11 protein-coding genes are annotated in these 12175 nt (G+C 48.6%); 2 read left to right on the forward strand and 9 right to left on the reverse strand.

The window, feature by feature from the left end:
• A partial coding sequence (locus tag A3751_RS23525) for a hypothetical protein (RefSeq protein WP_231876878.1) occupies positions 1-193 on the reverse strand: 193 nt, incomplete at its 3' end.
• A 9-nt stretch (positions 194-202) separates the two neighbouring features.
• Between A3751_RS23525 and A3751_RS11245 the strand changes: the two genes are divergently transcribed.
• The gene (locus A3751_RS11245; RefSeq protein WP_231876880.1) at positions 203-1555 is read left to right on the forward strand and encodes a diguanylate cyclase; all 1353 of its coding nucleotides are present in this window, start codon (positions 203-205) and stop codon (positions 1553-1555) included.
• Between the two features lie 26 nt (positions 1556-1581).
• Here the strand turns inward: A3751_RS11245 and A3751_RS11250 are convergent, their stop codons facing one another.
• The 4 genes from A3751_RS11250 to A3751_RS11265 all read right to left on the reverse strand — a co-directional run bounded on the left by A3751_RS11250 (position 1582) and on the right by A3751_RS11265 (position 5826).
• Positions 1582-2547, reverse strand: a complete 966-nt coding sequence (locus tag A3751_RS11250; RefSeq protein WP_068455875.1) for a fatty acid desaturase family protein — start codon at positions 2545-2547, stop codon at positions 1582-1584.
• A 75-nt stretch (positions 2548-2622) separates the two neighbouring features.
• The gene (gene panD / locus A3751_RS11255; protein WP_068455878.1) at positions 2623-2988 is read right to left on the reverse strand and encodes an aspartate 1-decarboxylase; all 366 of its coding nucleotides are present in this window, start codon (positions 2986-2988) and stop codon (positions 2623-2625) included.
• A 123-nt stretch (positions 2989-3111) separates the two neighbouring features.
• The gene (locus A3751_RS11260; protein ID WP_068455881.1) at positions 3112-3450 is read right to left on the reverse strand and encodes a zinc ribbon domain-containing protein YjdM; all 339 of its coding nucleotides are present in this window, start codon (positions 3448-3450) and stop codon (positions 3112-3114) included.
• Between the two features lie 216 nt (positions 3451-3666).
• On the reverse strand, positions 3667-5826 hold the full coding sequence (locus A3751_RS11265; RefSeq protein WP_068455884.1) for an acetyl-CoA hydrolase/transferase C-terminal domain-containing protein: 2160 nt from the start codon (positions 5824-5826) through the stop codon (positions 3667-3669).
• A gap of 307 nt (positions 5827-6133) precedes the next feature.
• Between A3751_RS11265 and A3751_RS11270 the strand changes: the two genes are divergently transcribed.
• Entirely contained in the window at positions 6134-7705 is a 1572-nt protein-coding gene (locus A3751_RS11270; protein ID WP_068455892.1) for a BCCT family transporter, read from the forward strand.
• Positions 7706-7813: 108 nt separating this feature from the next.
• On the opposite strand, the gene A3751_RS11275 is transcribed toward A3751_RS11270, so the two are convergent.
• From A3751_RS11275 to A3751_RS11290, 4 genes are all read right to left on the reverse strand, one after another.
• A complete protein-coding gene (locus A3751_RS11275; protein WP_082863201.1) occupies positions 7814-8539 on the reverse strand; it encodes an exonuclease domain-containing protein in 726 nt (241 codons plus the stop codon).
• A complete protein-coding gene (locus A3751_RS11280; RefSeq protein ID WP_068455887.1) occupies positions 8532-10379 on the reverse strand; it encodes a DUF294 nucleotidyltransferase-like domain-containing protein in 1848 nt (615 codons plus the stop codon). The genes A3751_RS11275 and A3751_RS11280 overlap by 8 nt, the downstream gene beginning before the upstream one ends.
• Positions 10380-10875: 496 nt before the next feature.
• A complete protein-coding gene (locus tag A3751_RS11285; RefSeq protein ID WP_068451184.1) occupies positions 10876-11250 on the reverse strand; it encodes a carboxymuconolactone decarboxylase family protein in 375 nt (124 codons plus the stop codon).
• Positions 11251-11255: 5 nt separating this feature from the next.
• A partial coding sequence (locus A3751_RS11290; protein WP_231876879.1) for a thiamine pyrophosphate-dependent enzyme occupies positions 11256-12175 on the reverse strand: 920 nt, incomplete at its 5' end.

Below are 12175 nucleotides of genomic sequence, written 5' to 3' on the forward strand. Positions count from 1 at the left end.
GTGGATTAATCGGGATAGGCACGCTGTATCTCAAGAAGTTTTGCTTCATTCTCGAACAGTAGATCAACCAACTCTGGCTGAAATTTAACGCCTGCGCCTGAAGTTCGCGCAACAACGCTGGCTCAAAGATGTAAGAATTCTGGAGGTCATCGCTGTTGCGGCCATTTACATCGCTTGTGCTCGGCTTGGCCAACTATTCGCAATCGAACCTTCAAATGTGACACCCGTTTGGATCCCTTCTGGAGTGATGCTCGCGCTAGCGCTTCGCTTTGGTCCATCTATCTGGCCCGGCGTGTTCTTTGGGGCGTTTTTTGGAAATATCTGGGCTTATATTTCCTTCGACTCGATTGAGGCCACGTTGAATGCCGTTGCGTCCGCAACGATGAATGGCATCGGCGACGTTATATGCGTAATTGTTGCCGCTGAGTTAATTCGTCGTTACGCCGGAACCAGTCGCATCCTAAAATCCCATCAGTCACTGTTATATTTTTTGGGCTTTGGCGCCTTGCTGGGCCCTTTATGTAGCGCCCTTTTCGGTGTCGGTGGACTTTGGCTATTTGGTCATATCAGCACATCGCAGTTCAATCATGTTTTCGTAACGTGGCTAATGGGCGATAGCGCGGGCGTTCTCACATTTACCCCTTTCCTGCTGTCATGGCTTTATCCAGAACGACATTTTGGCATGCACTCCCTCGTCGCTCTTATCGCCGCTGCCGCCTACAGCCTGCTTGTGATTGCTATTGTATTCGATGTCATCCACTTCCCGGGACACATCGATTACGCCATATTTCTTCTTCTGCCCATGCTGTTTGCGCTACTTTTTCGATATGGCCAGCGCTTGATCTTCACGGTGCAAGCTAGCGTGCTTAGCTTTGCCATCGTCGCGACATGGCTCTCTCATGGTCCTTTTTCAAGCGACGTTCCGTGGATTAGCCTTTTGCAGTTACAAAGTTTTGCCGCCGCATTCTCCATTGTTCTTTTCATGGTAGCGATACTCAATCTTGAGAAAACACTCAATGAGGCCTATTTGGAGAAGCACGCAAAAGAACTGGAAGAACTCTACAGAAAAGACGCCCTTACAGGCCTATGGAATCGCTATCGAATTAAGGAGTTTATTAAAATAGAACTCGAACGACAAAAGCGTGAAATGAGCCCTTTTGCGGTACTGCTCATCGACATTGACGACTTTAAGCACGTGAATGACACACTTGGGCATTTAGAGGGCGACCGCATACTCACAGAGCTCGCTGCGCTTATTCGCTCCAGTATTCGAGAAATTGACTTCGCAGGACGCTGGGGCGGAGAGGAGTTCATCGTCATAACCAGCAAAACCAATCAGGGCGCCTTACCGATCATCGCAGCAAAACTTCTGCAAGCGGTACGCTTACATGACTTTGGATTGCAAAAACCGCTGACGGTCAGCATTGGCAGCACAATCTCAACCATCGGTGATACAGAGCTCTCGGTTATTGATCGCGCAGACCAAGCTCTGTATCGATCAAAACACGGCGGTAAAGACACCGCTTCGTTTCGCTTTGTTCAGGGCAAGCACTAGCCCAAACAGCGTTCTGAATTAAGGCTCTAGCTTGCGCTGCTCGCAATGCGCACGATCTCGGGATAGCCGCGCTCAATAAGCGCTTCTGGTTTATCTTGATAAAACCCTCGCGCCTTTAATAAAGCATGCATTTTTGGCAAGTGATAGCTCGGCACCGTAGGCAAAAAATGATGCTCGCAATGGTAATTCACATAATTTGGTGCAAAGAGCGCTCGCTCCCACCATCGCGCAATCGTCGTCCGCGTGGTATCTCTTACATCGTCTGATGCAAAAGCGGGCATCGCGCCGTGCTCAGCTATCTGACGCAAGCGCACAATGAATGGGTAGAAAAAGATAAACGCCACCCACCAGTACACATACAACAACGGCTGACCGACTCCGTAAAACACCGCGATCATCGCGCCATGACACAACAGTACCTGCGTATAATTTTTCAATCCAGATTGATTGTAAGCGCCTTCTTGTTCGTTTGTGCCAAGCGACACAGTGCTGCCCTGACGACCAGGCAACACAAAGAACAATACGCCGTAGAGCATCTTACTTCCAGAAAGGCCGAATGCATCGCGCAAGATCTTGCGCAAAAAGCTGGACTTAGTAACTGGGTATTGCGCGATATTTCCTAGATCCGGGTCTTCATCCGTTCCGGTTTTGGCATGATGCTTTAAATGATAAGGTCGATAAAAATCAAATGGTATCAGCATGGGCATGCCAGCAAACCAGTGCCCAACAAAACGGTTCAAACGCACCGTACTAAAAAATGCCTGATGCGAACATTCGTGCAGTAGAATACCTAGGCCAAGTTGCCGCCCGCCAAGAATCGCTAAGGCAACGATCTTCAAGGCCCAATGCAGCGACGAAGCGAGCACAACGAAACAGCCGATAATGACGAGCCAATTGAACACAAACATCCATAGTGCACGCACATCATTGGCGGTGCGCAATTGAGTAAGTTCCTCTTTACTCAAATAATCTCGAAAATTCACTGAACTCATGTTCTCGCCTCTTCGTTTCTTATTTTTTTGTATCGCTTTTTAGTGGCTGATCACTGCGCGTGTGCGCGACGAAGGTTAACGATTAGGCTCTATAGAAGTAATCGAATTCCCATCATCGACAAACACCGCTTTTGGCACATGTTGCTGGCTCTCGCTCGCATCAAGGTAACAGTAGGCAATAATAATAATCTTATCATCAACCTGAGCAAGTCGTGCGCAGGCGCCATTGAGACAAATTTGGCCAGAGCCCTTTTCACCAAGTATCACGTACGTTTCAAACCGAGCGCCGTTATTGATGTTGACCACCTGCACCTTCTCGTGCTCTTCAATGCCGCTTGCTTCGAGCAGCAAAGGGTCAATCGTGATACTACCAACGTAATTAAGATTGGCGTCTTTAACCGTAGCGCGATGGATTTTCGCTTTTAGTTTTTCAATCCACATACTTCGTGATACTCCTTGGTACTCGTCTTTATGAGATCTATCTTTCTCTCTCTGCCCTCTAAAATTTAGATAATTGAGGTCAGTTAATTGGTTCAGTGAATGCCGTGTTTTACAACGCAGCGCCTAATTGGACTTCTTCACAAACTTCGACTTCAGCATCATCGCACCCGCGCCATCAACCTTACAGTCGATGTCGTGGTCACCATCAACAAAACGTTTAATGGTCGCTTTGGTGCCCACTTTCAATACGGTCGATGATCCTTTCACTTTTAGGTCTTTAATCAGTGTGACTTTATCACCCTCTGCCAAATCGTTGCCCACGGCATCCTTAAGGTGAATCGCGTCTTCATCAGCCTGGTTCGGATCCCACTCATACGCACATTCGGGGCAAATCAACATGTTCTGATCTTGGTAGACGTATTCGGAATTGCATGAAGGGCAAGGTGGTAACGGTTCTGACATGATGTAAGCCTCTAGAGTCGACGCCGCGCATCATGCCAGAAAAAAGACCTTTGGGTAAGTCCACTAAGTTACATGGCATGTGACCCAATACCTAGGCGTTTATTTAGATCTTGGCAAAAAGCCCACGCCGTCGTTCTATATGCGCATCAAGTAGTGAAAAGCCACTCAAGTGAGTGGCTTTTTTCTTATACGTATTCAAATCCGAAGGAGGCGGGGCTATTTAATCAGTCCCGCTTCGATCAACTCGTGAATCAGTAATTTTTTCTCTACTTCTTCTTTCTTGGTTTTGGTTTCGACCAGTTTCATGCGCTCAAGAAAGGGCATGGCTTGCTGTTCGTGATCACCTTCGGTAAACGCTTTAAACATAGTTTTGAACAAAGACAGCTTATCGCTTTGCAGGGCTTTTAGGTGCTTCAATGCTGCGCCAATTTGCAACTCCTGTTCTGTAAAGTCGGTGCCCAACGGAAACGCTGGAAAGTGCCCATGTTTACGGTAACCATCAATCGTATTATTAACTCGATCTGGAAGGTTGTTGCGGTATGGCTCAGGAATCACATAGTCTTCCGGCAGCTTACCCGCCTGCTTGGCTTTAGAGAGCAACTCTTCCTGAAAACGTGAATCCGCGATATTCAGCATCGCCTTCATCACGTCTGCATCGGTCTTACCGCGAATATCCGCAACGCCGTATTCCGTAATAATCGTGTCGCGCAAGTGGCGAGGAATGGTGATATGCCCGTAGTTATAAACAATGTTCGACATCACCTCGCCCTTGCTAGTGCGCGTGCTCCGCACCAGCAATATAGAGCGTGCGTCGGGCAGAGAGTGGGCCATCGATACAAAGTTATATTGCCCGCCAACGCCCGAGACAATCTTACCGTCATCAAGCCCATCCGACACCACTGCACCATTGAGTGTCGCCATCAGGCCGGTATTGATAAAACGCGCTTGTTTGCGCTGTTCCACCACCAAATCCTCATCAATCAGCAGCTGATTCACGTGCCCAACACCGGTCATACAAATCAGCTCTTTTTCTTCGTCACTCATCGCGTGCAAGGCTTGGTAAAAATCTTTGGGCCCAAGGAAGAAACCGCCATGCATAATGATGCCGCCGCGTAATTTTTTGCCCAAGCCGCGTTCTTTCACAAGCTCAATAGTTTGGTCATCCCGCGTTCGATCACCGACTGCTGCACCATCAATTGTTAGTTGACCATCGATCCAGTCAACACGGTCATTAAGAATGCCAAAACGCTTAGCACGAACCACATCTCCTGCATGAAAGACATCGCCAAAAAAGCCGGATTCAATTAAATTGTCCAAATGCTCCGGCTTGATATCCTCTGCCATGCGTCCTTCGTTAATGAGCCTTTGAATATGCACATCGCCATAAACTTTACGCTTAACAATACCGCCTTGAATCAGGTGAAGAAAACCATTAACGAACATCTCGCTCGAGCCATAAAGCCCCTCTGAGAAGCCTTCACGCGAACCGATACGATCAATATATTCTTGGTAGTTTTTACCGCCCAAAGCATCGAGCGCTTCGTTGTATAGCGTGTTGTCTCTATCTTTTAGCAAGCAGGCATAAACGATGGCGTCTCCCATCGAACCAATACCAATTTGCAGCGTTCCACCATCTTTCACCAACGCGCTGGCATGCATACCGATCGCAAAATCAACCGGTGTGACAGGCATATTGGGTGGAGAAAAAAGCGGTGTGTAAAACGCTTCGTTATCAATGAGATAATCGAAGGCATCGAGCCTGACCAACGCATCATTGAGCATAAAGGGGAGTTGCGAATTAACCATACCAACCAATTTGATGGTCTTCCCTTTGCTGCGCTCTTCATTTATCAAAGGCAGTATGTCGACTGTCACGTCCGTATTGCTGCTCAACGACAAATATTCAGCGCCTTGATACTCGCCTTTACTGACTTGTTGCACGAGCAGATTGACGCCCTGATCGATCATATCGCGCGCAACATGCGTGTAGTTGCTCGATATATAATGCTGTTGTGCGTAGTTATTCTTCAGCATGCTGCCGGATTTAAAGAAAAACTCACATAATTGGATGTTGTCTGGAATCTGCTGCTTCTTAAGATCTTCGACATAATCGAGACCCACATAGCCATCAAAAAGACGTTCAAAAACCGGTTCCAGAAATCGAGCCTCAAGACCTGGCGAAGGCTTAGGCCGCTCCAGAGATAAGGCGGTAATCATACGCAGTTTAATGCTAGGGTCTTTCTTGGCTCTGGCGTACAAGGCATTGACGAACTGCGCAGGCTTACCAATGCCCAACGGAATACCCATAACGATATTTTTGTCGAGTGCCTCTACGACACTATCTACTACTTGATCTAAATCCGGGTGATGACTCAATGCTTTATCCTCGTTTGAAGCACGGTTTTTATAATGGCACTCACTCTATAAAGAAACGAAACCGCCTACGTTGATTTTGGTCAACTCTTCGAAACATACAGCAAAAGCAGACGCTGCGTCGCGGCGGGCAGCATCAACCGCATTGTCGTAACAAAAAAATCATTATAGTTCTAAGTGATATTCAGCCATTCAACTATAATAAAAGCGGTAAATCTGGCCATATTTTATTTAGTGCTCAATTGAATTTCTCGCATGAACCTATAAAGTGGTCGAGTCGAACAGCATCAAAAAATGCAAGGGAGAACTCGTGGAAGAACAAAACGATAAATATAGTATAGAAAATACCGACTACACCGTCGGGCAGGACAATATTCAAAAATGGGGGTTTGACGTCCATAACCCCGTGTTCGGAACCAGTGCCGGGCTCATTCTCATCTTCCTCATCGCAACACTTGTTAGCGATGCGTCAACAGCTAAAGGGCTTCTTGATGGTTTGAAGTGGGATATTATTGGGAGCTTTGATGCTTTCTTTATTTGGTCGGCAAATCTATTCGTTGTTTTCTGCATTGTGCTTGCATTTTCACCTTGGGGTAGCATTCGACTTGGCGGCTCAGAAGCAAAAGCCGAACACTCCACCATCTCATGGTTGGCCATGCTATTTGCTGCAGGCATGGGTATAGGCTTGATGTTCTGGGGCGTTGCTGAACCTGTTGCTTATTACACAGGCTGGTATGAAACACCGCTCGGTGTTGAAGCGAATACGCCAGAAGCGGCGCGCATGGCGCTTGGCGCGACGATGTATCACTGGGGTATACACCCTTGGGCAATATACGGTGTCGTTGCATTGTCACTTGCTTTCTTTTGTTATAACAAAGGCTTGCCTCTCTCTATTCGCTCTGTTTTCTACCCTATTCTCGGTGACCGCACTTGGGGTTGGCCGGGACACATTATTGATATTCTTGCGGTACTCGCCACGCTATTTGGTCTTGCTACTTCGCTAGGCCTGGGTGCCCAGCAAGCCGCTTCAGGCATTCAGCATGTGTTTGGCATTGAGGCCAGTATCGGCTTACAAATCACGGTCATTATTGGTGTCACTTTGCTGGCCATCATTTCGGTTATGCGCGGCCTTGAAGGCGGGGTCAAAGTACTTAGTAACGTCAACATGGTGATTGCATTTGCCCTACTGACACTGGTTGCCTTAATGGGCGCAGCTGTCGCATTGGGCTCGATCCCGACAACACTCATGGCGTATATCGAAAATATTATTCCTCTGAGCAACCCGCATGGTCGTCCTGATGAAGCATGGTTCCAAGGCTGGACTGTATTCTACTGGGCATGGTGGATTTCATGGTCCCCTTTCGTAGGGATGTTTATCGCACGTGTATCAAAGGGCCGCACGATTCGTGAATTCCTTGTAGCCGTTCTGGCAATCCCGACGCTTGTCACTGTGCTTTGGATGTCTGTCTACGGTGGCATGGCCATCGATCAGGTAGCAAATAGCATTGGCGCTCTGGGAACAGACGGCCTCAAATCGGTTCCGCTTGCGATGTTCCAGATGTTTGATGCCTTAAGCATGGGGCACGTGCTTTCAATGATTGCGATCGTTCTGGTGCTCGTATTCTTCATCACTTCGTCTGATTCCGGCTCACTCGTTATCGACAGCATTACCGCTGGCGGCAAAATTGATGCTCCGGTTCCACAGCGTATTTTCTGGGCAACCATCGAAGGTGCTATCGCTGCCGCGCTGCTTTGGATTGGCGGCACAGAAGCGATTCAAGCCTTGCAAGCCGGTGCAATCTCAACCGGTTTACCGTTTACCTTCGTACTGCTGTTAATGTGTGTCAGCTTGGTAATGGGGCTACGAACCGAGCCGCGCTAAGTCACTGAAACGCTGAGCCACTTTCGCTCTTACGCGTATCAATCATGAAAAAGCCCAGCCTCTAAAAGGCTGGGCTTTTTGGTTTTAACACGATGACAACGCGAGAGACTACAAGACCAAATCTGCGACCTTTCGCTCTCGCAAATTCCAATACTGTGCCTGGGCTTGCAATAACTCTGCGGTCGCCATGGCGTCGATCACGGCGTTGTGGTTTTCATACTCCGGCAAGTTATAACGCAATCGCGCATCCGGTAGACGAAGCGATGGCAACGATTTGCGGCGCATGCGATCGAACCAATTTTGCTTCCGGCTCAAACAGCTCGCCTCTAATGCAAAGGTATCGATCACCGGAAACAACCAAGGCACCTGCCACACAGCCAAGCTTAAGGTCCGAAAAAACTCTCTCTCCATCGCGCGATAATGCACCACGGTTAAACGTCCAGCCATCGCTGACAGCACCTCAGGCATCACAGCGTTAATAGACGGCGCAGAAGAGATATCGCTATGCGTGATGCCATGCACAACAATCGATGAATCACTTAACTCTCCCGGGTTCACCAACCAATGCTTGGCGGTGTTCAGATACACCCTGCGACAATCAAACTCCACCAACCCAATGCTGACAATTTTATCGTTTTGCGAGTCCAAGCCCGTGGTTTCTATATCAATCGCCAAGCATGGCGCTTCATTTAGCGTTTGATTCAGATACGCAAACCCGGCCGAATAAAAACCTCTTAGCGCGGAATTCCGTTGCTCAAGCATCGAGGTTAGAAAACGTTGCCAGTCTTGCTCATTTTGAGGAGCCACGCCTCGTTCTTTCAGAGCGTTATCCATTGGCGGTGTATCGAAATTTCAAAAACCGTTGCGCCTGTGCCACCACACTGAACGCCTCTTTTAAAGAGCGCTGCTCAGACAAGCTAAGCGCATCCGGGTCTATCTGATTATTTGGTTTTTTACGCTCACGTAGCGCGAGCATCTGCTGCCGAGCGCGCATACTGTAGAGCAACTCTAATGCATCGCTTAACTCCTCGTGCTTACCTTGCGGTAGCAACTTGGTTTTGGAGACATCCTCCAAACGCTCGAAGGAGTTTTGCGAGATCGAGCCAGTCGCAAGCGCATGGACTCGAATAATGTCTGTCAGTGGCGCAGTGCCACGCCGTTTAATATTTAATGACCGCCCCTGCTTGCCATCTTCTTCTAAAACAAAGTTCTTAAAAAATCCCAACGGAGGCGTCCGTTTTAGCGCGTTACGCGCCAAGGCAGCTAAGAACGGTTTGCTACCTTTGGCTTTATCGGCAATGAATTTTTGCAACTCTTTTGCCCAGGCACTCTTACCATGCACCGCGACCAAATCAAAAAAGATAGAGGCATTCAGCAAAGCCTGAGGGTCGGGCTTCTCGATCCACTCAGTAAATTGCGCTCTCCATTCCTCACGGCGCATACGCCACTTGGGCGTTGACGCCATAATTAAACCCTCGCAGTAAGGGTAACCACAGCGATCAAGCCCATCACAAAGCAACTTACTGAAGCGCTCAAAGTATGCACCGTGCTCATCTTCCTCAAAGCGATCATCGAGTATCAGAGCATTGTCTTGATCCGTAACAAGAAGCTGCTCGTCTCGCGCAAGAGAACCAAGCGCAATCAAACAATATGGCACAGGAGGTGGGCCTAGTTGATCCTCAGCGAGCTTCGCCATTTGCTGCATAAAGCTTGCTCCAATCACCGACATCGCCGAGCCGATCATGTGCGACGTCGCATGCTCACTCACGAGTCGATCATAGACAGCGGGCAGCTGCTCTGAGAGCTGGGCAAGTGCATCAAGATCATCGGCAGATAGAATGCTGCGAACCAGCAAAAGCGAGTTTTGTGATTCATGGCTGACCACATCAGGTAGAGACACAACTCCAAGCACCCTGCTCTCATCAACAATCGGAACATGATGAATATTGTGCCGGAGCATGGTTAACATGACCTCATGCAAATAAGCGTGCTCATCCATCACCTCAGGCTCCATCGTCATCACCTCACCGACAGGCGTCTCCAAAGACAGACGCTCAGCAATCACACGAGCACGCAAATCACTATCTGTGACGATTCCCATTAGGCGGCCACTTTCATCCTGCACAACAGCAGCGGCGATATAGTTGTCCGACATACGTCTCGCACATTCGGCAACAGGCATATCCGGCGACACAACGAGGGGCTCACTCGTGATCAACTCAGTAATCGGCACCGTCGTCATATCGTCGGTCGCGACTTGCGTAGCCTGCTGTAAGATCGAGTGGTCATTAACCTCAAAAAAGTCACCAAACTCTGAGTAGGAATCGCAGAAATCCATGAACATTTTTTCAGGGATTAAATAGAACAAACAGTCCGTGCGGGTATTTACTGCAAAGCGCACCTTGCCATGCATCAATAACCCCATCTGTCCGAACACATGTCCTGCGGGCAAACGATTAAACAAGCTGCCATCACGCCGAAACACCTCAACCTCACCTGAACGGATGAAATACAAGTGATGAATCGGCTCTTCCAGTTTCAGCACGGCCTCACCGGCCTGCTGGTAACTCACCTCGATCGACTGCGCGAGATGAGTAAGTGCGTCTTCAGGTAACCAGCAAAACGGCTCGTATTCGCCAAGCGTGCGTTCAATGTCCGGCAGCTCAATACTCATAGTTTGATATCGCCTTATGTCCGTTTATTTGCGATGGGATTACTGACCAAGCGATCGAAAGCCGCGACGCCAAGCATTGAGTACCGAGCTTAGAGCACGCTGAATCTCTGCGCAACACACCATTGATTGGACGTTATAGAGGTACTGCTGGGGCGTTGCTGGAGCTTTTGGGAGCCTATGAATGCAAGAGAAATTAGGAGACGAGCCCGGATCTCATGAATTACTGAATTAACAACTGAATAAAGCACTGAATCAAACGCTGAATCGAAAACGACAGAAGCAATTAAAAGGATGACTCACTCGACGCGTCTCTGGGCACGTCATCGCGCGCACATATTGTTTGCTCACTAAACTGGCAAAATCGTGCACACTAGCGCCGCTGCGGATACGGCAGCCAACCAAGGTGCGAAAAGCCCTAGGTAATCGCGAGCGCTAGAGTAAGCAAATGGCGGCTAAACGTCGCCTGTCGCTAGGCTGAAGTGCACATAGTCCCTGTTCACTTTTCGCCTTGTAAACCAGCTGTATTGCTCTGCACGCTCGCTACCTCGTGTAGCATTAGCATTGCATCAATCGCTCGAGGAAAGCCTAAATAAATACTTGCCAACATGATGATCTCGGCAAGCTCATCTTTGCTAAAGCCGTCTGCCAGCGCCGATTCCAAATGCCCCTGCAAACGTTCCGTTCCTAGACTGATCAAGGCGGTAATGGCGACAACTTCTTTTAATTTGTCATCAAGAACAGGACGGTCAAAGACCTTCCCCAACGCAAACTCTGAGATCATACCCACAAAATCAGGTGACAATTCCTGTAGCTTGGCAATCACATCTTTACGGTCTTCAGTTGCATGCAGGTTTTTGTTTTGCTCGCTCATACGTTTCAATCATTCAGTTTGAGGGTTTTGGTGTCGTTGCTTGAATCGTTGCTTGAATCGTTGCTTGTATCGCTGCTTGTGACGTTCATCTTTTGCTTGCCTGGCTTGCATGCCTTTTCGTCACCTAACGTAGGCGCTTGGTTCGAGCTGGGGTTATCAATGTAACGATTGAACTCTTCCATAAAGGTCTCGTCAAACACCTTCGTGGGTGTAGGAAACAAGCAGCATTTCACATCGATCAACACCGGACCGTCAGCAAGCAAGGCCTCAGAATAACAAGCGCCCAATTCTGACGGATCTGAAACCGTCAAACCCTTCACACCCAACGACTCGGCAAAACCCGCCCAGTTGTGATCGACAATATCGGTTAAGGCCTCGGCATCTGGGGTAAAACTATGCGCTCGAAGCTTTGGGTTTCCGTGTGCTTTGTTATTTAAAACCACAAAGATTATGCCGCTCAGTTTATAGCGGCCAGCCGTCTGAATCTCCATGCCCTGCATCAGCATACAGCCATCACCAACAACGGCAACAACTGGCGTATCCGGGCGAGCAAGCTTAGCACCAATACTAGCGGGAATAGCCCACCCCATAGCACCAGAGTACTTAATAATATTGAAATACTGATGTGGTTTTCGCATCGTCCAATAATGCGTCGCGAAGAACGTGTGCGCACCATTATCGACAAACAATTGCGTGTCGATTGGCATTGCTGCGTCAAGTTCGTAAATCGCGCGCGCAGGATGCAATGGCATGCTCGTAGAGTGACAATCGTCGATGGTGTAACAATGCGAATGCTGCTCTCGTTGCTCGGCCAACCATTGCAGGCGTGCCGGCTTTGAATCTAGTAACTGCGACTGCGCCAATGTTTTCTTATCGCTAGATGCCCAATAGCGCAGCGTTGCCTCGGCATCGCTCACAACAGCCA

This window comes from Oleiphilus sp. HI0080 (assembly GCF_001635135.1).